The 23877-nt window shown below is 57.8% G+C and carries 16 protein-coding genes and 3 tRNA genes; 8 read left to right on the top strand and 11 right to left on the bottom strand.

Annotated features, from left to right (window positions below; all coding sequences use genetic code 11):
• The first annotated feature begins 206 nt into the window (after window positions 1–206).
• Window positions 207–2108, top strand: a complete 1902-nt coding sequence (locus tag ACZRMS_RS08745; RefSeq protein ID WP_463994995.1) for a potassium transporter Kup — start codon at window positions 207–209, stop codon at window positions 2106–2108.
• Between the two features lie 166 nt (window positions 2109–2274).
• Here the strand turns inward: ACZRMS_RS08745 and ACZRMS_RS08740 are convergent, their stop codons facing one another.
• The 5 genes from ACZRMS_RS08740 to ACZRMS_RS08720 all read right to left on the bottom strand — a co-directional run bounded on the left by ACZRMS_RS08740 (window position 2275) and on the right by ACZRMS_RS08720 (window position 7097).
• Window positions 2275–3555, bottom strand: a complete 1281-nt coding sequence (locus ACZRMS_RS08740; RefSeq protein WP_463994994.1) for a virulence factor family protein — start codon at window positions 3553–3555, stop codon at window positions 2275–2277.
• Window positions 3555–6197 carry a bifunctional lysylphosphatidylglycerol flippase/synthetase MprF gene (gene mprF / locus ACZRMS_RS08735; RefSeq protein WP_463994993.1) on the bottom strand — a complete coding sequence of 881 codons (2643 nt, stop codon included), beginning with the start codon at window positions 6195–6197 and terminating at the stop codon, window positions 3555–3557. The genes ACZRMS_RS08740 and mprF overlap by 1 nt, the downstream gene beginning before the upstream one ends.
• Window positions 6198–6458: 261 nt before the next feature.
• Window positions 6459–6535: transfer RNA gene (locus ACZRMS_RS08730), tRNA-Met, on the bottom strand.
• A 162-nt stretch (window positions 6536–6697) separates the two neighbouring features.
• Window positions 6698–6774: transfer RNA gene (locus ACZRMS_RS08725), tRNA-Met, on the bottom strand.
• Between the two features lie 246 nt (window positions 6775–7020).
• Window positions 7021–7097 (bottom strand) — tRNA-Met (locus ACZRMS_RS08720).
• Between the two features lie 289 nt (window positions 7098–7386).
• On the opposite strand from ACZRMS_RS08720, the gene dinB reads away from it, so the two are divergent.
• Window positions 7387–8448 carry a DNA polymerase IV gene (gene dinB, locus ACZRMS_RS08715; RefSeq protein ID WP_463994992.1) on the top strand — a complete coding sequence of 354 codons (1062 nt, stop codon included), beginning with the start codon at window positions 7387–7389 and terminating at the stop codon, window positions 8446–8448.
• Between the two features lie 120 nt (window positions 8449–8568).
• Here dinB and ACZRMS_RS08710 read toward each other — a convergent pair whose 3' ends face one another.
• From ACZRMS_RS08710 to ACZRMS_RS08695, 4 genes are all read right to left on the bottom strand, one after another.
• Complete coding sequence (locus tag ACZRMS_RS08710; protein WP_463994991.1) at window positions 8569–9522, bottom strand: hypothetical protein; 954 nt, start codon at window positions 9520–9522, stop codon at window positions 8569–8571.
• 17 nt (window positions 9523–9539) lie between these two features.
• A complete protein-coding gene (locus ACZRMS_RS08705; RefSeq protein WP_463994990.1) occupies window positions 9540–11255 on the bottom strand; it encodes a proline--tRNA ligase in 1716 nt (571 codons plus the stop codon).
• 102 nt (window positions 11256–11357) lie between these two features.
• Window positions 11358–12902 (bottom strand): AmpG family muropeptide MFS transporter, encoded by a 1545-nt coding sequence (locus tag ACZRMS_RS08700; RefSeq protein ID WP_463994989.1) that lies wholly within the window; start codon window positions 12900–12902, stop codon window positions 11358–11360.
• Between the two features lie 42 nt (window positions 12903–12944).
• Complete coding sequence (locus ACZRMS_RS08695) at window positions 12945–13298, bottom strand: MGMT family protein (RefSeq protein ID WP_463994988.1); 354 nt, start codon at window positions 13296–13298, stop codon at window positions 12945–12947.
• A gap of 143 nt (window positions 13299–13441) precedes the next feature.
• On the opposite strand from ACZRMS_RS08695, the gene ACZRMS_RS08690 reads away from it, so the two are divergent.
• Window positions 13442–14455: a DUF481 domain-containing protein gene (locus tag ACZRMS_RS08690; protein WP_463994987.1), complete on the top strand. Its 1014-nt coding sequence runs from the start codon at window positions 13442–13444 to the stop codon at window positions 14453–14455.
• A gap of 69 nt (window positions 14456–14524) precedes the next feature.
• On the opposite strand, the gene ACZRMS_RS08685 is transcribed toward ACZRMS_RS08690, so the two are convergent.
• On the bottom strand, window positions 14525–15283 hold the full coding sequence (locus ACZRMS_RS08685; protein ID WP_048358940.1) for an SDR family oxidoreductase: 759 nt from the start codon (window positions 15281–15283) through the stop codon (window positions 14525–14527).
• A gap of 53 nt (window positions 15284–15336) precedes the next feature.
• On the opposite strand from ACZRMS_RS08685, the gene ACZRMS_RS08680 reads away from it, so the two are divergent.
• From ACZRMS_RS08680 to ltrA, 5 genes are all read left to right on the top strand, one after another.
• Window positions 15337–16062: a HugZ family pyridoxamine 5'-phosphate oxidase gene (locus tag ACZRMS_RS08680; protein WP_463994986.1), complete on the top strand. Its 726-nt coding sequence runs from the start codon at window positions 15337–15339 to the stop codon at window positions 16060–16062.
• Between the two features lie 71 nt (window positions 16063–16133).
• Window positions 16134–16607: an FxsA family protein gene (locus ACZRMS_RS08675; RefSeq protein WP_463994985.1), complete on the top strand. Its 474-nt coding sequence runs from the start codon at window positions 16134–16136 to the stop codon at window positions 16605–16607.
• A gap of 242 nt (window positions 16608–16849) precedes the next feature.
• Window positions 16850–17143: a co-chaperone GroES gene (locus ACZRMS_RS08670; protein WP_019827816.1), complete on the top strand. Its 294-nt coding sequence runs from the start codon at window positions 16850–16852 to the stop codon at window positions 17141–17143.
• A 49-nt stretch (window positions 17144–17192) separates the two neighbouring features.
• Window positions 17193–18836, top strand: coding sequence for a chaperonin GroEL (gene groL, locus ACZRMS_RS08665; protein ID WP_019827814.1), 1644 nt, complete (start codon window positions 17193–17195; stop codon window positions 18834–18836).
• 1034 nt (window positions 18837–19870) lie between these two features.
• Complete coding sequence (gene ltrA, locus ACZRMS_RS08660; RefSeq protein WP_074227440.1) at window positions 19871–21562, top strand: group II intron reverse transcriptase/maturase; 1692 nt, start codon at window positions 19871–19873, stop codon at window positions 21560–21562.
• Between the two features lie 167 nt (window positions 21563–21729).
• Here the strand turns inward: ltrA and ACZRMS_RS08655 are convergent, their stop codons facing one another.
• Window positions 21730–23679: an LTA synthase family protein gene (locus ACZRMS_RS08655; protein ID WP_463994984.1), complete on the bottom strand. Its 1950-nt coding sequence runs from the start codon at window positions 23677–23679 to the stop codon at window positions 21730–21732.
• Between the last annotated feature and the right edge of the window lie 198 nt (window positions 23680–23877).

Genomic DNA, 23877 nt, shown 5'->3' with positions numbered 1-23877 from the left:
GTGCGCAATTTTAGCTATGGTCAACGCAGTTGACCAGCGTTATACGGGGATTTACGACGAGTGCTGCGCTATGCTGCGCGCCGTCGCGGAAATAGGCTTTTTTATCCGCCATATTTCGTGTCTGAGAGTCGCAAAATCAGCGCATGCTGCTGATCAAAGTTAGCGTAGCCATTAAGAATCGCGGTCCAGGGTCGCAGGGGTGGTTGATGGGGCAGGCAAGCAGTCAGGCAGCAGAAGACGGTCACTCAAAGGCCAAGCCAATCGGGATGCTGGTTGCAGCAGTCGGTGTGGTGTATGGCGATATCGGTACCAGCCCGCTTTACACCCTCAAAGAGGTGTTTTCCGGCGGGTACGGCGTGCAGGTCAACCATGACGGTGTCTTCGGTATTTTGGCGCTGATCCTGTGGTCGCTGATCTGGGTAGTTTCGATCAAGTACGTGTTGTTCATTTTGCGGGCCGACAACGAAGGCGAAGGCGGAATCATGGCTCTGACCGCGCTGGCGCGTCGTGCTGCTTCGCCTTACCCCCGGCTGCGGTCGGTGCTGGTGATTCTGGGGTTGATCGGTGCTGCGCTGTTTTACGGCGACAGCATGATTACCCCGGCGATCTCGGTCTTGTCGGCGGTCGAGGGGCTTGAGCTGGCTTTTGATGGGCTGGAGCGCTGGGTAGTGCCACTGGCCCTGATTGTGCTGGTGCTGCTGTTTTTGATTCAGCGCCACGGCACGGCCAGTATCGGCAAGCTCTTCGGGCCGGTCATGGTGGTGTGGTTTGTGGTGCTGGGTGTGCTCGGGGTCCATGGCATTGTGCAGCACCCCGAGGTGCTCAATGCGATGAACCCGGTCTGGGGTGTGCGTTTCTTCGTGTCGCACCCAGGCATGGGTGTGGCCATTTTGGGGGCTGTGGTGCTGGCGCTGACCGGTGCCGAAGCGCTGTATGCCGATATGGGGCACTTTGGGCGCAAGCCGATTGCCCGTGCCTGGTTCATTCTGGTGCTGCCGGCGCTGGTGCTGAACTACTTCGGCCAGGGTGCCTTGTTGCTGGAGAACCCGGAGGCAGCGCGTAACCCGTTCTACCTGCTGGCGCCAAGCTGGGCGCTGATTCCTTTGGTGGTACTGGCTACTCTGGCGACCGTCATCGCCTCCCAGGCCGTGATTTCGGGGGCTTTTTCCCTGACCCGTCAGGCGATTCAGCTCGGTTACATCCCGCGCATGCATATCCAGCACACCTCCAGTGCCGAACAAGGCCAGATCTACATCGGTGCGGTGAACTGGTCGCTGATGGTCGGGGTTATTTTGCTGGTGTTGGGCTTTGAGTCCTCAGGTGCCCTGGCGTCGGCCTACGGCGTGGCAGTGACGGGGACCATGCTGATCACCAGTATTCTGGTGTCGGCGGTGATGTTGCTGTTGTGGAAGTGGCCACCTGTTTTGGCCGTGCCGGTGTTGATCGGATTTTTGCTGGTGGACGGGCTGTTCTTTGTCGCCAACGTACCGAAAATCTTCCAGGGCGGGGCATTCCCGGTGCTGGCGGGGATTGTGCTGTTTATCCTGATGACCACCTGGCGGCGCGGCAAGCAACTGCTGGTGGACCGTCTTGATGAAAATGCGCTGCCGCTGCCGCTGTTTATCAGCAGTATTCGGGTGCAGCCGCCGCATCGTGTCCAGGGCACGGCGGTATTTCTGACCGCACGCCCGGACGCCGTGCCCCACGCGCTGTTGCATAACCTGCTGCATAACCAGGTGCTGCACGAGCAGGTGGTGTTGCTGACGGTGGTCAACGAAGATTCGCCCCGGGTGCCTGCATCACGGCGTTTCGAAGTGGACGCCTATGGCGAGGGCTTTTTCCGGGTGATCTTGCACTTCGGTTTTATGGACGAGCCGGATGTGCCCGAGGCGCTCAAGCTGTGCCATCTCGATGAGCTGGATTTCAGCCCGATGCGCACCACCTACTTCCTTAGCCGGGAGACGGTGATCGCGTCCAAGCTGGTGGGTATGGCGCGTTGGCGTGAAGGGTTGTTCGCCTTCATGCTCAAGAACGCCAACGGCAACCTGCGGTTCTTCAAGCTGCCGGTCAATCGGGTGATTGAACTGGGGACGCAGGTCGAGATGTAACTTCGTTCAGGCAGCAAATAAAAAGCCCCGGCTCGCAAGAGTCGGGGCTTTTTTGTACAGGTGAGAGGCGCTTTTGCGGGAATGGGCTTGCTGCGATTGGGGCGCTGCGGTTTACCAGGCAAAACGCAGCGCCTGCATCGCGAGCAAGCCCGCTCCCACGGGTTGTTTACTCGGCTGTAGCCTGATGCTTCTTGATCAGGTCTACCAGGCGCTGGGCCAGGGCCGGGTAGTTCTCGTCAAAGTGGTGACCTCCGGGCAGTTTCACGCTTTCGCCGACGGCTGTCCTGGCGGTGCAGCCGCTTTCATCGACTTCTTCTGCGCCGTAGATGCACACCACTTTGCTGGCGGGCAGCTTGGACATTTCCTCGCCCGTATCCGCTTCTGCACCGGTCTTGCCGAGCCAGCCATCAACATGGATCTCAAAACTGCCACTGCGGGCAAAGGCCAGCAGCATGATTGCGTCGACGCGCTTTTGCTCGGCTTCAGGCAGGCGGTTGAAGGTGGCTGGCAGTACGTCAGCCCCAAACGAGTAGCCGACCAGTACAAAGCGCTGGGTGCCCCACTTTTGACGGTAGTGCTGCATCAGCTCGGTCAGGTCGGTGGCGCTCTGCTCGGGTGTTTTGTGCTGCCAGTAGTAGCGCAGCATGTCGATGCCCACGACCGGGTAGCCGATCTTGGCCATTTCACCGGCCACGTCGCGATCCAGGTCGCGCCAGCCGCCGTCACCGGAGAGGAACAGGGTCACGGTGCTGTTCTGCTGGCCAGCAGGCACTTCGACCACCGGCATGTTCAGTCCGCCGTTTTCATCGCCTACCAGCAGTTTGCGCAGCTCATTGCTCAGTACCTGCGGGTAATGAATGTCGTAGTCGCTGATGCTGGTCTGGGCATTGGGCTGATCACGTACGAACGCGGCGCTTGGGTCGTCCGGGTTGTCGTTCCAGGCTACCAGCCAGTTACCGTGGGCAGCTGATTTCGGGACGGGCAGGGCGCAGCCGGGTTCTTCAAGCTTGAAGCCCACTGACACGGCTTGTGCCTTGTCGTTGTTTTGCTCGGCCAGCCAGCGCCATGCCAGGGTTGCCCCCGGGCCGATACCGCTGACCAGGGTTGCAGGGCCATTGAGTTGTTGTAGCGCGTTTTGCAGCGCCTGCTGTTGCAGGGTGCAATCGTCCTTGGGCAGGATCACCTGCACCAGTTGTGCTTTGCCGCCGCGGCTCAGGGCCAGCAGTTGTTTGTCGTTGAGCGCTTCTTCGGCCGGGGTGGCGATCACTACCCGGGCCCGGGTTTTCTGACCGGGAGTGACTTTGGTCAGGGTTGAGCCATCGGTTTGGCTCAGGTGCTCTATCGTCGGTTCTGGGGCGGGGCGATTCCAGAACCAGTAGCCGCCTGCGGCAAGCGCGGCCAGAACTATCAAGGCAAGCAACAAAAACCGCCAGGAACGATGTTTCATTAACGTTTCACCAATCCAGTCAAGCCGCCTGCAATCAGGGCGGCGGTATCAGCCAGTGCGACCAGCGGATCCAGTCCGGCGGGCACGGCCATATAACGAGGTTCCCAGTCAGGCTGGAATTTGTCTTTAAAGCGACGCAAACCCTGGAAGTTGTACAGGTGCTCGCCGCGCTGGAACAACATCGATCCCAAACGCTGGGTCAAAGGCGCCCCGCGCCGCGGTTGCAGGCCGGACAGCGGTACCATCCCCAGGCTGAAGCGCGCGTATCCATGCTTTTTATAATGTTGAATCAGGCCGACCATCATGAATTCCATGGTCAGTTTTGGGGCGTCCGGATGGGCGCGCATCAGGTCGAGGCTCGACAGCTCGTGGCTGTGAGTCTCAAGCAGGTTGGCGAAAGCCACCGGTTTGCCTTCAAAGCGAATGATCGCCACGCGAAAGTGCTTGATGTACTCCTCGCTGAACCGTCCCAGGGAGAAGCCCTTTTCGCGCACGTTTTTACCGGTGAGCCAGGCATCCGAAATCACCTTCATCTCATCCATCGGTGCTTCGCCCGGCTCATGAATCTCCAGGGACAGGCCGTCACGGGTGCCGCGGTTCCAGGTGTAACGCAGGTCTTTCATCTCTTTGCCTTTGGCTTCGAGATCAAAGCGGTGCAAGTCGACCCGGGCTTCTTCGCCAAGCTTGATCGCGGTCAGGCCGATGTCCATATAGAACGGCAGGTTCTCGGCGCGGACCTGATAGAACACCGGGCGAGCATGGAAGGTGTCGCACAGGTCGCGAAACTGCCAGATCAGCTCTGCACGTTGCTGGGGCGGGCCGATCGGGTCGTACAGCGCCACCAGGCTGCGCCCGCGGCGGGCGTACATCAGGTAGGCGTTGTCATCCGGGTGAAACAGCAGCGCCTTGTCGCCGGTCAGTGCCAGGCCGCCGTCGGGCTGGTCGGAGGCCAGAAGGATTTTCTCGGCTCTTTGCAGTTCCTCGGCGTCGGGCAAGTGGATCACCGGGCGCGCGGTGCGCAGCAGCCAGGTCAGCGACACGATTACCAGCAGCACTGCCGCACCCATTAATGAGCGCAGGCCGCGGGGGGCGTCCGAGTCGAGGGTGAACTGCCACCACAGTTGATGGCTGTAAGGAACGTCCTGGTAGGCGAACAGCAGCAACCAGATCGAGGCGCCCAGCACACAGACGCTGGCCACCAGGTACAGCGGTGAAAACGGCAGCTCGGTCAGGCGGCTCGGGCGATAGAACGAGCGGCGGAACAGCCCGAGCAGGCTGGCAGTCAGGACCAGGATGGTGGCCTCTTCCCAGTCAAAGCCTTTGAGCAGGGACAGTACGGCGCCCACCAGCAGCAGGATCGTGGTCAGCATCCAGGCGGCAGACAGGCGGCGGCGCAGGCCTTGAGCCAGCAGCAAGCACAGTACGCCGATCAGGCTGGCGCCAAAGTGCGACGCGTCAATCAGGCGATGGGGGATAAGAAAGCCAATGTGCTCAAGGCGGGTGTCGATCTCTGGAGTGGCCCCGGAAAACAGCAGAACCACGCCGGACATGAATACCAGTACCGCCAGCACAGGAGCGGCCAGGCCCGAGGCAACCCGCAGGCTTTGCCGGGTATGAATCAGGCGTTGAGCTTCGTTCATCAACAGCAACAGGCAGGCAATCAGCAGCGGCAGGATCACGTAGATCATGCGATACAGCAGCAGTGCGGCGGCCAGTGGTGCCGCGCCGAGCTTGTCGGCAAAGGCGGCCAGCAAGATGGCTTCAAAGACCCCGACGCCGCCGGGCACGTGGCTGAGTACGCCGGCAGCCAGTGCCAGCAGATAAACCAGCATGAAGGCGCCAAAAGGCGGTGCTTCAGGCAGCAGCAAATACAGCACGGTGGCCGCGGCGGCGACGTCCAGTGCAGTGATCACCAGTTGCAGGAAGGTCAGGCGCGGGCTTGGCAGGCGCAGCGTGCGACGCCCGGCCTTGACCAGCAGGTTGTCCGGGATCGGTTGTTCGGCCAGGCGTCGACGATAGATGCCCAGCGCCAACAAGCCAAACAGCGCCAGAACCGCGAATGCAATCGCGCCTAATAGATAAGCCGGGATGTGCAGGGCTGCGGAGGCTGCGGGCAGGTTGCTCAGCGTCGCCAGTGCTGCGAGGGGGGGTAACGCACAGCCCAGTGACAGGCTGGCGAACAGCGTCATGTGGGCAACTTCTGATGCGCCTGCGCCATGACGGGCATACAGGCGATAACGCACAGAGCCGCCGGAGAGCAGTGACAGGCCAATGGCATTACCGATGGCAAAGGCGGTGAAGCCGCCCAGGGCCAGGGTTTTGGGTGGCAGCTTGACCCCGGCATACCGGCTGGCAGACCACTCATAGCCGAGCAGGATCAAAAAGCCTGCGGCAGTCGCAGCCACGGCGCCGAGGAGGGCGGGCTTGGGGACTTCCAGGATTGAGTCGTGCAGGGCGTACAGATCAAGTTCGCTAAGCAGGTGGCGACACGCAATCAGCGCTATCGCAAACAGCAGCAGCGTGAGTGCCAGGCCAATGGGTTGGCGATACTTGCTCAACAAATCCAGCCAGCGCAAACGGGTCGCGGCAATCGGGTGGGCTGCTGTAACGGCTTCTTTAAGTTCTGGCGAGTTATCGGGCATCAATCACCTCGTGGATCGTGCGCGATAGGATGGAGGCATAGGCTCAAGTTACCAATCCTTTTGGTCAAAATATTTCTAAATATTTCACTTGTTTGCCTGAGGTTCAGGTTTGGCCTCTGGGAAAAAGATAAATATTGCTGTCGCACAGCATAGACGAAGGGACTTTCAGAAATATGACGTTTAATGTCAATAAACGCTTGGGGCAGACTTTTCGAGCGCGCACAAAAAAGGCCACTCTTTCGAGTAGCCTTTTTCGATGTTTGGTTGCGGGAGCCGGATTTGAACCGACGACCTTCGGGTTATGAGCCCGACGAGCTACCAGACTGCTCCATCCCGCGTCTGTGGGGTGGATTCTACAGCGAACCGCTGAGGTGTCAACCCTTAAATGTCGTAAGCGATTGAAATACCCGGTTTTTAATTCCGCGCTTCCCAATGATGAGGGGAGGGCAAAAACACCCGGGCACAAAAAAGGCCACTCTTTCGAGCAGCCTTTTAATGTTTGGTTGCGGGAGCCGGATTTGAACCGACGACCTTCGGGTTATGAGCCCGACGAGCTACCAGACTGCTCCATCCCGCGTCTGTGGAGCGCACTCTACAGTGATGCGGTAGGGAGTCAACCTTTAATGCGTAAATGCAGCAAATTAGATCGAAACAGCTGAATTATGGATGCAGATGCTAATTGGTTGCGGGAACTGGCTGGAGGATGGTGGTGCCTGTATTGCTGGCAAGTCAGCTCTCGCAGGTGCGAGGTACCTGGCTTGGCAGGGCACAAAATAGACGCGCACAAAAAAGGCCACTCTTTCGAGTAGCCTTTTTCGATGTTTGGTTGCGGGAGCCGGATTTGAACCGACGACCTTCGGGTTATGAGCCCGACGAGCTACCAGACTGCTCCATCCCGCGTCTGTGGGGTGGATTCTACAGCGATACGCTGGGCTGTCAAACGTTAATTTAGAAAAAAGTGTTCTGGTTCAATTGGTTAGATCAAAAAATTGGTTATTGAAAGGGCTGCAGGCCATATGGCACAAGGGGTGTGGCTCTATTAGGGTGGTTGATTCGATTGAGAAAACAAATTCAACATCGAAAATCTCAGCGTCTGTCGGGCAGAATCACGACTACTGGTGCTATATACAGTTCGCAGTGACATACTGGCGATCCGCATTGCCTACTTCCTTTAAGAACGTCGCCTTACATGACGCAGCGCAAAATCATCCACGTCGATTGTGATTGTTTCTATGCCGCTATTGAGATGCGCGATGACCCGAGCCTGACCAACAAGCCGATGGCTGTAGGAGGGTCGGCGGATCATCGTGGTGTTATCGCTACCTGTAACTACGAAGCGCGAGCCTATGGTGTGCGTTCGGCGATGTCTTCCCGGCATGCGCTCAAGCTGTGTCCGGACCTGATCATCGTCAACGGCAGGATGGATGCCTATAAAGAGGCGTCCAGAGAGATTCACGGCATTTTGCGTGATTACACCGAACTGATTGAGCCTCTGTCGTTGGACGAGGCCTTTTTGGATGTATCGGATAGCCCGCATTTTTCCGGCAGCGCCACGCGCATTGCCCAGGAGATCCGGCGCCGGGTCTCCAATCAGTTGCACATCACCGTATCGGCGGGTGTAGCACCTAACAAGTTCCTGGCCAAGATCGCCAGCGACTGGAAAAAACCCAATGGGCTGTTCGTCATTACCCCGGATCAGGTCGAAGACTTTGTGTCGGCGTTGCCGGTCAACAAGTTGCACGGGGTGGGGAAGGTCACGGCAGACAAGCTTGGGCGTCTGGGTATCGAAACCTGTCTTCAGTTGCGTGACTGGAACAAGCTGGCATTAGTACGTGAGTTTGGCAGCTTCGGTGAGCGGCTTTGGGGGTTGGCGCGCGGGATTGATGAGCGTTTGGTACAGAGCGACAGTCGGCGTCAGTCGGTGAGTGTAGAAAACACCTACGACACGGATTTGCCCGATCTGGCCAGTTGCCTGGAAAAACTCCCGGCGTTGCTCGATACCCTTAACGGGCGCATTGCGCGCATCGACAGCAGCTACCGGCCCGGCAAGCCGTTCGTCAAAGTGAAGTTTCACGACTTTACCCAAACCACGCTGGAGCAATCCGGTGCGGGTCGTGACCTTGAGAGCTATCAGAGCTTATTGAGTCAGGCGTTTGCACGCGGCGCCAGGCCCGTTCGATTGCTTGGGCTTGGCGTGCGTTTGCAGGATTTGAACAGTGGTTTTGAACAGTTGGAGTTGTTCAAGGGGTAAGCGGACCTGCCCTTTGTGGGAGCGGGCTTGCAGGCGCTGCAGTCTGACAGGCAAGCCGCAGCGATATCATCGCGAGCAAGTCGAATCGTCGTACCACCGCCCCTACAAGTCAGGGTTACGTCAGCTAACCCCGGGGTCCGCCACCAGTCGCCCGGCATTTTTAGTCAGAGACTGCAGGAATTCACGTTGTAGCTCGGGGTCGTTGCGTGTGAGTTCAATCAGGCTTTGTTCCAGTTCACTGGCTTCTTCTTCCAGCCCCAGTTCTGACAAGCGCTTGACCCGATGTACCCATTGGTTGACATCGTCACCCTCCAGGTCGTCGTAGATCAGGTTATGCGCTTCAAGCAACTTGCCGCGCAGGCTGCTGCTGATCGACAGGGTCGAGTCCGAATGGGTTTCGTCCTGGGCGTCTTCAACAGTAATGCTCAGTTTGCCGATGTGGTTGAGATCTTGCTCGGCAAAAGGGCTGTCCAGCAGGTTCAGTCGCAGGACGCCGTTGCGGTCGGTTGTCAGCTCATGGCTCTGCTTGCCGGCCTTGACCACAACCGGGCGCTCGGCCCATGGCAGGCTTGAATACTCCAGGCGCTTGTCGCGCTGGATATCATCAATGCCTGCCAGGTTCTGCTCGGCGCGGCCGTGGGACTGCACGTTCATCGCCGGGTTTACACCCGCGAAGCCGTAGTTGATCCAGTCCTTGGTCACGCTGTCAGGCAGCTGCCCGAACATGAAGACGTTAAGCACATTGGCGCCCACCCCGGCCACGATTGCCACCGTACCCAGCGGGATCTCATAGATTTCGCGCCAGGGCTGGTAAGGGGTATAGCGGTCGTAATGCCGTGTGACATCGAACTCGGTGACCTCAAAGGTCTTTTGTTCATTGATGCGCACACGGCGTTGCGGCAACTCAAGCACTGCTGGCGAGCCAACATCGATCTGGAGGCTGTGGGCGAGCAGCTTTCGCTCGATGCGCTCCTCGTGCTCGCTGCGTTGCGACATATGATTGGCGCAGCCGCTCAGCAGCAGGGCGCCGCACATGGCGGCGCCCCCGAGGGTTAAGGTGTTTCGAGTGAACATGGCGTCTCTATCTGGTTTCAGCGACGGATACGCGCCTGAAGGAAAGCAAGTACGTCAGCAACGGGCAGGGCTTGCGGCTCTGCTTCGGTGCGGCTCTTGTACTCCAGGTTGCCTTCTGCGAGGCCACGGTCGCTGACCACGATCCGGTGAGGGATGCCGATCAGTTCCATGTCGGCGAACTTGATGCCGGGGCTGGTTTTCTTGTCGCGATCGTCCAGCAGTACTTCAAAACCCGCTGCCGTCAGTTGCGCGTAGAGGTTGTCAGTGGCTTCGCGAACCGCTTCGGTTTCGTAGCGCAGGGGAACCAGTGCTACCTGGAAAGGTGCCAGGGCATCGCTCCAGATAATGCCGCGCTCGTCGTTGCTCTGCTCGATGGCCGCCGCTACAACGCGGGAAACACCAATGCCGTAGCAGCCCATTGCCAGGGTGACCGGCTTGCCGTTTTCGCCCAGCACCTGGCACTTCATCGCTTCGCTGTACTTGGTGCCCAGCTGGAAGATGTGGCCGACTTCGATGCCGCGCTTGATTTCCAGCGTGCCTTTGCCATCCGGGCTCGGGTCGCCGGCAACCACGTTGCGCAGGTCGGCAACGGTCGGTACTGGCAGGTCGCGTTCCCAGTTCACGCCGAAGTAGTGCTTGTCGTCGATGTTGGCACCCACGCCGAAGTCGCTCATCAGCTCGACTGAACGGTCAATGATGCACGGCAGCGGCAGGTTCAGCGGGCCCAGGGAGCCTGCGCCTGCGCCGATGGCGTCACGCAGTTCTGCGTCCGAAGCCATGGTCAGCGGGCTTGCCACCAACGGATGGTTGCCGGCCTTGATTTCGTTCAGTTCGTGATCGCCGCGGATGACCAGTGCGATCAGCTTGCCTTCTTCAGCGGCATGAACGATCAGGGTCTTGACGGTTTTTTCGATGGGCAGGTCATAGTTTTCGACCAGCTGCGCGATGGTTTTGGCATCTGGCGTGTCGACCAGGCGCAGCTCCAGGGTGGCAGCAGGACGCGAGGTTTCGACAGGAACGGCTTCGGCTTTTTCGATGTTGGCCGCGTAGTCGGAACCATTGCTGAACACGATGTCGTCTTCGCCGGACTCGGCCAGTACGTGGAACTCGTGGGAGCCGGCACCGCCGATGGAGCCGTTGTCTGCTTCAACCGGACGGAAGTTCAGGCCCAGGCGGGTGAATACATTGCAGTAGGCCTGGTGCATGCGGTCATAGGTGACCTGCAGCGAAGCGTTGTCTACGTGGAACGAGTAGGCGTCCTTCATGATGAACTCGCGGCCGCGCATCAAACCGAAGCGCGGGCGTGTTTCGTCACGGAATTTGGTCTGGATCTGGTACAGGTTGATCGGCAACTGCTTGTAGCTGTTCAGCTCGTTGCGGCACAGATCGGTGATGACTTCTTCGTGGGTCGGGCCTACGCAGAACTCGCGACCATGACGATCTTTCAGGCGCAACAGTTCGGCGCCGTATTCTTCCCAGCGCCCGGACTCCTGCCACAGCTCAGCCGGCTGGATGCTCGGCATCAGCACTTCCAGAGCGCCAGCAGCGTTCATTTCTTCGCGAACGATGGCTTCGGCCTTGCGCATGATCCGCAGGCCCATGGGCAGCCAGGTGTACAGGCCGGAAGCAAGTTTGCGAATCATGCCTGCGCGCAGCATCAGCTGGTGGCTGATAACGACCGCATCTGAAGGCGTTTCTTTCTGTGTGGCGAGCAAATATTGACTGGTGCGCATGGTTAGTCGTTGCCGTGCTGATGACTAGAAATGACTGGGCATTGTACGGGCGTGACGTGCTTGCGTACAGGGTGGGCGGGGGAGAGGGGCTCCCCCGTGTATTTACGGGTGTTTTTCGAGGACGACAGCAGGTTTCTGGCGCGCCCGGCGGGTTTCCTGGTACCAGTGCAGGCTGATCAGCAGCAGCGTCGGAATGCCCATCAGTGCAGTGATGATGAAGAACTGGTGATAACCATACTTCTCGACCAGGACCCCCGAGTAGCCGCCCATCAAACGTGGCAGCAGCAACATGATGGAGCTGAGCAGGGCGTATTGGGTGGCGGAAAACTTGAGGTTGGTCAGGCTGGACAGGTAGGCCACGAACGCCGAGGTGGCGAGGCCGGAACTGAAGTTGTCGAGTGAAATCGTGACGACCAGCATCTCCATGTTCGGGCCCATGTCGGCCAGCAACATGAACAGCAGATTGGTGCCTGCCGATGCTGCACCGCCAATCAGCAGGATCGGCAAAATACCGAAGCGCACAATCAACAGGCCGCCCATGCCGGCGCCGACGAGGGTCATGATCAGACCGAAAATCTTGCTGACACCGGCGATCTGATCCTTGGTGAAGCCCTGGTCGATATAGAACACGTTGGCCATCACGCCCATGACTGTGTCCGACATGCGATAGGTGGCGATCAGGCCGAGCAACAGCAGGGCTTGCCAGCGATAGCGCACGATAAAGTCGTTTACCGGTGTGAGCACCGGAGCCAGCCCGCGTCGTCCGATAGACGACAGGCAGAGCACCGTCAGCAGGGTGTACAGGATCGCCCGCAGAAAGGCCCGATCTTCCATTACCAGGTTCATCGGGCTGATGCCTTCAAACAGCACACCTGCAAAATCGGTGTTGTAGAGCTGAGTGAACATGGCAGGGACTGAAACCAGCAGCACAATCAGTACGAAAACAGACGCCAATTGATGACCGAAGCTGTAGCGCCCGGCCGACAACTGGGTGCGCAAAGGCACTGGCGGTTCGCGCATGAACAGGGTGGTGAGCAGCGCGGGCACCATCAGCAAGCCGAACAGCACGTAGGTGCCGGTCCAGGCCGAGTGCTTGTAGTTGAAGCCCGTAGAGCCGAAACCCTCGGCAAAGAACAGGGCGCCAGCGGTGGCCAGCAGGGCCGCCACGCGATACCCGGACATGTAACTGGCGGCGAGCGCGGCCTGGCGGTTGTCTTCTGCGATTTCCAGGCGATAGGCGTCTACGGCAATGTCCTGGGTCGCCGAGGCGAAGGACACGACAACCGCGATGGCTATCAGCCAGGAAAGGTGTTTTTGCGGGTCACAAAAGCCCATGCCGATCAGGCCCAGGATCACCAGCGACTGTGACAGCACCAGCCATGAGCGACGCCTGCCCAGTTTTCCGAGCAGCGGCAAACGCCATTGGTCCAGTAGCGGGGACCACACCCATTTAAAGGCGTAGGCCAACCCGATCAGGCTTGCATAGCCGATGGTTTCACGAGCCACACCGGCTTCGCGCAACCAGACGGAAAGCGTTGAGAACACCAGCATGTACGGCAGGCCGGCAGCAAAACCGAGCAGCAACAGCACAAGGGTGGAGGGGCTGGAATAGGCAGCTAGCGCTTCGCGCCAGGTTTTACGGGGCATGGACTGGAGTCTGCCTCTGGTTGCGGAAACAAAGGGCGCACTCTAACCGCAGTGCTCTATCGGGCGCCAGCCATGGCGTTGTATATCCACGCGATTATTCATGATGCTGATGCCTTCGGCGCGCAAACGCGCACGCTGTTCGTCACCGGACGGGCTGCCTGCCGGCAAGCTGATGCGCCCGCCAGCGGCGAGTACCCGGTGCCAGGGCAGGCGTGTGCCTTCGGGGAGCTGGCCGAGCGTTCGCCCAACCCAGCGTGCCGCCCGACCCAGCCCGGCCAGTTCGGCAAGCTGGCCGTAAGACACCACATAACCGGCGGGCACCATCATCAAGGTTGAATACAGCGCCGTTCGACGAATCTCGGCCGGGGTTTGAGGAGGGGCGGTCGGTGTGCTCACGGTGTACTTCTGATCAAAGGGCTGAAGTTTGAACTGAACTATAGAGGGAACTCCAACACAATGAGTCGGTCTTTCTTCCTCAAGGGCGTGTCCAACAGGATAATGCCGGCAATCTTTCGTACTCCTGAGTTCCTCGTCCGCTTATGTTGTCCAGAACCCTGTTATGCCTTGCTGTCTTTAGTGCCTCTTCGCCTTTGCTTGCCGATACCGTGTGGTTGAAAAACGGCGACCGTCTGAGCGGCAAGATCAAAGTATTCGATGGCGGCAAGTTGCTGATCCAGACCGAATACGCGGGTAACGTTCCCATTGACTGGAAGCAGGTCAAAACACTGGAGAGTGATCAGGAGCTGCTGGTCAAGCAAGATGCCTATACCGGCGAAAAGGCCAAGTCCTTGCTCGCGGCCGAAGACGGCAGCGTAACCCTGGCCAATGGCGAGACGCCGAAGACAGTCGCGCTGGCCAGTATTCAGCAGATCATCAAGCCCAAACCCGTGATTGAAGACCTGGTCTGGAAAGGCAACGTCGATGTGGCGCTGGACTACAAACGGGCGGACAAGGACACCGATGACTACGACATCGACTTCAAGACCACCGCCCGTCACGGGGCATGGCGTCATCACGCAGAAGGCGAATACAACCGCGAGTTTCAGAACGATGTGGTAACCGCCGACAACTGGACCGCCGAGTACGCGCTTGATCACTTCATCGATGAAAAGTGGTACTGGCAGGGCCGCCTGACCTACAACCGCGACAGGGTGGAAGACATTTCCCGCCAGCGCACGGTGGGTACGGGCCCGGGCTACCAGTTTTGGGATGACGAACTGGGTGCGTTCTCGCTGGGTTCACTGCTGAACCGTACCGACTATGAATACTCTGACGGCAAGAAAGACAATTTCTACTCGCTGGCAGTGAAGTGGGATTACAACCGTTACCTGATGGGCAAAACCGTGTCCATCTTCACCAATGGTGAGTTGGGCAAGTCACTGGAGGGGGGGGCGGACTACAACCTCGATTCTGAGATCGGGCTGCGTTACAAGGTGACGGAGTGGGCATCGCTCAACCTCAAGGCAGAAAAAGACCTGATTGGCAGCTCAAGCGGCTCAGACAATGCTCTCAACAAAACCCGCTACACAGTAGGGTTTGGTGTGACCTGGTAAACGTTCACACCAATCTGTAGCCGCTGCACTGCCCATTGCAGCCTGCGGCAGCGGCTACAGGGTCTTGGTTTAAATCCGCAGCCCGCCATCGAGCTCCAGAATGCGCCCGGTGTAGTAGTCGTTCTCGAAAATGTACGCCGCCGAGTGGGCGATTTCTTCGACTTTGCCCATGCGTTTGAGCGGTATGCCGGACGTCATTTTTTCGAGGGCTTCGGGTTTCATGCCCAGGGTCATTTCGGTTTCGATAAAGCCCGGTGCAATCCCGGCAACGCGAATGCCATAGCGCGACAGCTCCTTGGCCCAGGTCACGGTTGCCGCAGCTACCCCGGCCTTGGCTGCCGAGTAGTTGGTCTGCCCGACGTTGCCGGCGCGCGAGATCGACGAGATGTTGATAATCGCGCCCTGGCTGTTCAACTCGATCATTTTCGCCGCCACCTCACGGGTACACAGGAAAACGCCGGTCAGGTTGACGTCGATCACTGCCTGCCATTGCGCCAGGCTCATCTTGGTCATCACCCCGTCCTTGACCTTGATCAACAAGCCGTCGCGCAAAATGCCAGCATTGTTGACCAGGCCATTGATCGCGCCAAAATCTTCTGCAATTTGGGCAACGGTTTGCGTAACCTGTTCTTCGTCAGCGACGTTGCACAGGTAGGCGCGGGCTTCTACACCCTGTGCCTGACAGGCCGCGACCGCCAATTCGAGTTTTTCCGGATTGAGATCCACCAATGCCAGTTTGGCGCCCTTGGCCGCCAGATACTCAGCCATGGCGCGCCCCAGCCCTTGGCAGCCGCCAGTGATAATGATTACTTTGTCTTTTAGTTGCATGAGTGCCCTGATCTCGACCGTTATCGACGGATTTTTTATTAAGGAGTCATAAGTTGAGCGTTGAAGCTGCCAAGCATGCCCGAGAACTACTGCTCAAGGAATACCGTGGCGCCTTGTCCACTCAGTCCAAGGCCATGCCGGGCTTTCCTTTCGGCTCCGTGGTGCCTTATTGCCTGGACGACCAAGGGCGGCCACTGATTTTGATCAGCCGTATTGCCCAGCACACCCATAATCTGCGCAAGGACCCCAAGTGCTCCTTGATGGTCGCAGAGCGTGGAGCAGAGGATGTCCAGGCTGTTGGGCGCCTGACGTACCTGGCCGAAGCCGAGCAGTTGACCGAGGCCAGCGCGATCGAAGCCGCAGCCGAGCGTTACTACCGCTACTTCCCTGAGGCCAGGGGCTATGACACCGCCCATGATTTTGATTTTTGGGTGCTTAACCCGGTTCGCCACCGTTATATAGGGGGGTTTGGAGCCATCCACTGGCTGGATCAGGTCACGCTGGTCAACCCCTTTGCCGGGCAAGTCGAGCTGCGCATGGTCGAACATATGAATGACGACCATGCCAATGCCATCGAGCACTACGTCAAATTGACCGGGTTACCGCAAACACAGCCAGCTAAGCTGGTGGGCATCGACAGCGAAGGCATGCATTTGCGTATAGGTGAAGGCCTCTACTGGCTGGGCTTTCCAGAGCCTTGCAACACTTCGACACAGGTGCGCGAAGCTCTGGTTTTACTGGCTCGGGCAAGTGAGTGGCCGAAAAAACAGACGGCATAGCCTTGAATTTGGAGAGGCACGCCGTCATCTAAGATGGGTTGGAAGATATTCTTCCGGAGAGGAATCATTTGATGCGTGCTTTTCTATTGCTCTTTCTGTTGTTTCCAGTGCTAGAGCTGTATGTCTTTTTCAAGGTCAGCACCGCTATCGGGTTTTTCCCTGCGTTGCTGCTGATCATTGCCGGCTCCATGCTGGGTGTTCTGGTGGTTCGCGTCGCAGGCCTGGCCACGGCGCTGCGGGCGCGTGAAAGCCTTAATCGCGGCGAGCTGCCAGCCCAGCAAATGCTTGAAGGCCTGATGCTGGCGCTGGGTGGCGGCTTGCTGGTACTGCCAGGTTTTATCAGCGATGCAGCCGGCCTGCTGTTGCTGTTCCCGCCGGTTCGCCGGTTCCTGGTCAATCGTCTGCGCAAGCGTGCAGAAGAACAGGCCATTCGCCAGCGTGCATTTGCCGATGATTTTGCAGCCGCCAATCGTCCTGCAAACCACCAGCCCCTGGGGCGTGAGCCCAATGTTATCGAAGGCGAGTTCGAGCACCGCGACAAATAAGGCGTTTGGCGTTATCAACACGGCACCTTGGGTGCCGTGTTTGTTTTCGGCAGCACACAAGGTTAAAAATTTCATGGGTGCGCCCTTGTAATAAGTGGATGCGCCCTTATGTAACGGACACCGCAGGGTTTTACTGGCAACAGCACTATCCCCTCAGCGAATCGCACCCGGCATTTCCGGACTTGCAAACCCAGCCGGTATTGACACCGGCCGATGAACACCACAATTAGGAGAGATCGACAATGAAGCTTCGTCCTCTGCATGACCGCGTCGTAATCCGTCGCAGCGAAGAAGAAAAGAAAACCGCTGGCGGTATCGTTCTGCCGGGTTCCGCTGCCGAAAAAGCCAACAGCGGTGAGATTCTCGCTGTAGGCACTGGCCGCGTTCTGGACAACGGTGAAGTGCGTGCGCTGGCTGTGAAAGTGGGTGACAAGGTTGTGTTCGGCCCTTACTCCGGCAGCAACACTGTGAAAGTCGACGGCGAAGACCTGCTGGTTATGGCTGAGAACGAGATTCTCGCTGTTATCGAAGGCTGATTTCCCGCTCCTTTTCCCGTTACTACAAAGTATTTAAGGAAGAACGAACATGGCTGCTAAAGAAGTTAAATTCGGCGACTCCGCCCGTAAAAAAATGCTGGCCGGTGTAAACGTCCTGGCTGACGCAGTAAAAGCGACCCTGGGCCCTAAAGGCCGTAACGTGATCATCGAGAAGAGCTTCGGCGCTCCGACCATCACCAAGGACGGCGTTTCCGTCGCCAAAGAAATCGAACTGAAAGACCGTTTCGAAAACATGGGCGCGCAGCTGGTTAAAGACGTTGCCTCCCGTGCCAACGATGACGCTGGTGACGGTACTACCACTGCAACCGTTCTGGCTCAGTCGATCGTCAACGAAGGCCTGAAAGCCGTCGCTGCCGGCATGAACCCGATGGACCTGAAACGCGGCATCGACAAGGCGACCATCGCCATTGTCAAAGAGCTGAAATCGCTGGCCAAGCCATGCGCTGACAGCAAGGCCATCGCTCAGGTAGGTACCATCTCTGCCAACTCCGACAGCTCCATCGGCGACATCATTGCCGAAGCCATGGAAAAAGTCGGTAAAGAAGGCGTGATCACCGTTGAAGAAGGCTCGGGCCTGGAAAACGAACTGTCGGTTGTTGAAGGCATGCAGTTCGATCGCGGCTACCTGTCCCCGTACTTCGTCAACAAACCAGAAACCATGACTGCCGAGCTCGACGGTCCGCTGATCCTTCTGGTCGACAAAAAGATCTCCAACATCCGTGAACTGCTGCCAGTTCTGGAAGCTGTTGCCAAGGCCGGTCGCCCACTGCTGATCGTATCCGAAGACGTTGAAGGCGAAGCCCTGGCGACTCTGGTTGTGAACAACATGCGCGGTATCGTGAAAGTAGTTGCTGTCAAAGCACCTGGTTTTGGCGATCGTCGCAAGGCAATGCTGCAGGACATCGCTGTTCTGACTGGCGGTACCGTTATCTCCGAAGAGATCGGTCTGAGCCTGGAAAGCGCTACCCTGGAACACCTGGGTAATGCCAAACGCGTCACCGTGACCAAAGAAAACACCACTGTTATCGACGGTGCCGGTGTTGAAGCTGATATCCAGGCTCGCGTGACTCAGATCCGTGCCCAGGTAGCTGACACCACTTCGGACTACGACCGTGAAAAACTGCAAGAGCGTCTGGCCAAGCTGTCTGGCGGCGTTGCAGTAATCAAGGTTGGCGCTGGTTCCGAAGTAGAAATGAAAGAGAAGAAAGCCCGCGTTGAAGACGCCCTGCACGCAACTCGTGCAGCCGTTGAAGAAGGCGTGGTACCTGGCGGTGGCGTGGCACTGGTTCGCGCTCTGCAGGCCATTGCTGACCTGAAAGGCGACAACGCTGATCAGAACGTTGGTATCGCATTGCTGCGTCGTGCTGTTGAAGCACCTCTGCGCCAGATCGTTGCCAACTCCGGTGACGAGCCAAGCGTAGTTGTCGACAAAGTGAAGCAGGGTTCGGGTAACTACGGTTACAACGCAGCCACTGGCGAATACGGCGACATGATCGAAATGGGTATCCTTGACCCGGCTAAAGTGACTCGTTCGGCTCTGCAAGCGGCTTCGTCGATTGCCAGCCTGATGATCACCACTGAGGCGATGATCGCTGAGATCCAGGACGACAAGGCAGCTGGCGGCGGTATGCCAGACATGGGCGGCATGGGTGGTATGGGCGGCATGATGTAGTGCGACGAGAGTCGCTATAGGTAGAAGCACCTAGCGGGCTACATCTTAGGTGATCACCGGTTGAACCGGTGATCACTTTCCCGCAGAAACAGCTTAAAAAACCCGAAGTCCGGGCGTCAAAACCCGGATTTCCGGCACCCACAAGGTGCTTAGAATTCGGCGCAATGTCGCCTATATATCGTGATTTTCTCTCAGGAAATCATCAGAACGATATGCGTACTGAGCTTGCAGATTTTGAAATACTGCGAGGGAGGTATGGGAAATCGTGTCCAAAGAGCTGGCCTGCTCCTATCTATAGGGCGCAAGCCATAGCTGTCATTGTCTCACCCGGAAACCGCAAGGTAGAGGGGCGCGAGACCTTTTGTTCAGCCAAAAGTAGCCTAGGGATAGTGCGTCGCTGGTAACGGCGGGGTGCGAAGCTTCCTGACAATGTAGTCCCATGATTCTGTGGTGTTTGGTTACCGTGAGGTGCCATGCAGATCCTGCGAGCAACACGCGGGTGAGACGCTAGGCTGGTTGGTATGGCCAACGTAAGTGAACTGCTGATAAACACCGTCAACCGCATGGAGCCAAAGTTGCTGATAGGCTTTGACCAAAATGGTGCATGACTGGTTGCTCCTTTTACATCTGGGGGCACGCTGACATTGAGTCATCGGTGAATAGGCAGGGCCTAACCCATCCTTGTGACGGTTATGGAACTCGGTAAGCCCGTATTTTCGCCATTGGCCTGTATGGCAAGGCAGGTCGACCGTGAGGAAGACTGTTGAAAATGCGGGTAGAGGATGTCGGAAAAAGCGAATGCCTCCCTGTAATGGGGTTGGATAAGGGCTCTGCCCTGACTGGAAACGGTGCTGACTTCCGACTGGTCTTTGATCGCGAGAAGGCTTGTAAAGCCATCAAGAACAGGCGTGTGTCGGTCTGACCGGCTGCGTCTAATTTATAGAAATCCCTTGCGGGGCAGTGCACTCACTCCCCCACAAGGGCGACGTGCGTCTGCTGCCCTCTAGGGAAATCTTCTCTGGAGGAAAAGCAAGATGAGTGCGTCTGAAATAGAAGTACCTGCGTCCTCCCATCTGGCCACCAGTTGGCATTCGATAGACTGGGAAACAGGTCATCGACAGGTGCGAGGGCTACAGGTACGGATCGCGAAGGCAGCCAAGAATCGGCAATGGCGGCAGGTGAAAACCTTGCAGCGGATGCTGGTTCGCTCGTTTGCAGCCAAGACATTGGCAGTCAAACGGGTCACTGAAAACCGGGGTCGCAGGACTCCCGGCGTCGATGGGGAAACCTGGAGTACGCCTGAAAGCAAATGGAAGGCAGTTTTTCGGTTAGAGCGCAGGGGCTACAAGCCCCGACCACTGCGGCGGGTTTACATTCCCAAGGCAAATGGCCAGCGCAGACCGCTGGGGATTCCGACGATGTTGGATCGAGCAATGCAGGCGTTATACCTGCTTGCCCTCGAACCGGTGTCCGAGACCACAGCCGACCGAAACTCCTATGGCTTTCGTCCTCATCGCTCCACGGCAGATGCAATCGAGCAATTGTTCGTCAATCTCGGTCGTAAGCACTCTGCGCAGTGGGTCATGGAGGGCGACATCAAGGGGTGTTTCGACAACATCAGTCACGACTGGCTGATCATCAACGTCCCGATGGACAAGGTGGTTCTAAGGAGGTGGCTGAAGGCGGGATATATGGAATCCGGCCGATTGAGCCCAACCGGGGCGGGCACTCCGCAAGGAGGCATTATCTCTCCCGTATTGGCCAACTTGGCCCTTGATGGACTGGAAAAGGAGCTCGAATCTCGATTCGGGCAGCGCAATACCAAAGCCAGCTACAAGACCAAGGTCAACTACGTGCGGTATGCGGACGATTTCGTCATCACTGGCATCTCGAAGGAGTTGCTGGAGAACGAGGTTAAACCTGTCGTCGAAGCCTTTATGGCCGAGCGTGGGTTGAGCCTTGCGGCGGAGAAAACGCTGTTCACGCATGTATCGGATGGGTTCGATTTCCTCGGTCAGAATGTTCGCAAGTACGGTGACAAGCTGCTGATAAAGCCAGCCCACAAGAACGTGAAGGCATTTCTGGTCAAGGTTAAGGCGCTGATTGATGGGAACAAGACACTGCCGGCCAGCTTACTGATAGACAAGATCAACCCCGTCATTAGGGGTTGGGCCAACTATCACCGGCCAGTAGTTGCCAAGCAGACCTTCAATTATGTGGATTACAGGATCTGGAAATTGTTATGGCGATGGTGCAGGCGGCGACATCTGAATCGCTGCAAACGCTGGATCAAGGAAAAGTACTTCAAGCGCGTGGGAACACGCAGTTGGGTATTCTCCGGGCTACACCCCAGCGGCAAACTGCTCCACTTGTTGTACGCCAGCGATACGCCGATCAAACGGCATACCAAGATCAAGGCGGAGGCTAACCCATACGCCCCAGAGGACGAGATGTACTTCGAGCAACGGCTGGAATATGCATGGCGAAGTTCGGATGAGGGGAAACGGAAGACGCTGACGCTATGGCTTGGCCAGAGCAAGCGATGCCCGATGTGCAAGCAGTTGATCACGTTCGAGACAGGATGGAACATTCACCATGTCGTCGAGCGGCACAAGGGCGGAGGAGACGAGCTGGACAATCTGGTGTTGCTGCATCCCAATTGTCATCGACAGTTACACAGTACGGCACCGGCTCTTTCAATTGAGAAGGGGCTTACAAAGGCTTGAGCTGTATGCGGGGAAACTCGCACGTACAGTTCTTAGGGGAGGGACGGTCAGCAATGGCCGTCTCTTACCCGACAGCCAGCCTTACCCCGATACGCAAAAGCCCCGCCTGAGTAATCAGGCGGGGCTTTTTTGTGCTTGTTCGACCTCGATTTACCTGTGGAGCGGCCTTACTTCGCTGCTGTCTGTACCGGCGCCAATTTCAACGGCTTCCAGCCCAACAGTTGTTGCTTATAGCCATGGCTGGCGGCCTGGTAGTAGGTGATCGCCCGTTCAACCAACGGATCGGTCGCCGGTGCGCGGGACTCAATGCTGGCAGTCAACGCTTCGTCGTGTCGGCGCAGGCCCTGACGCGGGCTGAGAATCGCCAGGTCTTTGCCGTCAAACAGGCCCAGGTGCTGGTAGTTGCCCACCACTACGCGCGGCGCAAGCGGGTTGTCCTGCAGCAGGTTGCGACCGAAGAACGTCGACTGGTAATCCAGGTTCAACAGGCCGAGCAAGGTCGGCGCAAGGTCGATCTGGCTGGCCAGTTGCGACTCCTCACGGGCTTCGATCAATTTTGGCGCATAAATAAACAGCGGGATCTGATAGTTGGTGATCGGCAAGTCTTCTTTGCCGGCACTGCCTGCGGTGTGGTCTGCCACGAACACAAAGATCGTGTTGTCGAACCACGGCTTGTTACGCGCATCCTTGAGGAATTGACCGATGGCGTAGTCGGTGTATTTCACCGCGCCGTCGCGACCGTTACCCGACTTGATGTCGATGCGGCCTTCAGGGTAGGTGTACGGACGGTGATTGGAGGTGGTCATCAACTGCAGCAGGAACGGCTTTTGTTGCGCATAGTTGGCATCGGCCAGCTTCAGCGTTTCGCGGTACAGGTCTTCGTCAGCCATGCCCCAGGCGTTTTTGAAGTGGATATCGGCTTCATTCACGCTGCTCTGGTCGACGACACGGTAGCCGTTGCCGCTGAAGAACGCGTTCATGTTGTCGAAGTAACCGCGGCCGCCATACACGAACACGCTGTCATAACCCACGGCGTTAAGTTGCTGGCCCAGGCTGGCGAAGCCGCTTTCACGGCCGATGCGCTTGACGATCGAGCGGCCCGGCGTGGGTGGAATGGCCAGGGTAATGGCTTCCAGACCACGGTCGGTACGAGTGCCGGTGGCATAGAAGTTATTGAAGTACAGGCTCTCTTTGCGCAGCTGATCAAGGTTTGGCGTCAGGTTGCGGCCATCACCGTTGCTGCCCAGGTACTTGCCGCTCAGGCTTTCGATGGTGACCAGCACAATGTTGGGCTGGCGCGCAGTGCCGGGGTTGTCGATGTTGCGGCGAATATCCAGCGGGTCCTGGCCAACAAAGGTCGCGTTGGGTTCTGCCAGCTCGTTGCGCAATTGTTTGGCCACCACGTCGGCGGGCAGGCTCGCGTAAAACTGCTGGTAGTCCAGCTCGTTGTTACGGAACGCGGCGAAGAACTGATACGGGCCGTTGCTTGCCAGTTCATGCTGATAGGCGTTGCCGCCCTGGCCACGCGGGCCATCCTGGTCAAGCAGTTGCAGGCTCAGACCTGCTACCAGCAACAGGCCAGCGAAGGTGGCGATACGTGTACGAAAAGTCGGCAGTGGAGCATTGATCGCGGCCTTGAACGGCTTGCGCAAGGCAAGGCTCAACACCAGGGCCGTCAGGGCGATGCCGCTGAGCAGCAGGCCGATGGGGTAGGATTCCAGCACGTTGTTCAGCACTTCATCGGAATAGACCAGGTAGTCCACGGCGATAAAGTTGAAGCGCACCCCGAATTCATCCCAGAACAGCCACTCGGCCACGGCGGTGAACAACATGGCGAACAGGCTGACGGTCAGCAGGCCTTGCAGGAACCACTGATGGCCACGTCGACGCCACAGGGCAGGCGGGCACAGCAGTAGATACAGGCCCAGCGGCAAGGCGGCATAGGTCAAAAAGCCAAGGTCATACAGCAAGCCAATACCAAACACCGGCAGCCAGTTGTTTCCGGCCTCTCCTAGATGGGTGACCAGCAAAACGCCTCGGGTGATAAGGAAGGTCGCCAGCCAACAGCCAGTCAACAGAAGGAGGTAGCGCATTGGCGCGGTATGCAGCAGACGCATTGTTGTTTTTCCTTAAACGCAGGGGGGCGTGAGTGTGCGGGCGCTACTGTATTGAGTTTGTGAACCGATAGTAAAAAAAATGTCATTTCTGTGAGAGTGCCAACTAAATCGTTTGAGCGCCCTGCGGTGCTGGCCCTGCGCGGTACTTGGCCTTAAGCTGCGCGGGCCAAGACGGCCGTAACTGCGAACGGAGACAAT

It is taken from the genome of Pseudomonas sp. B424, assembly GCF_055408345.1.
Note: the sequence above shows the minus strand (reverse complement) of the source record. Positions and strands in the feature narration are given on the sequence as shown.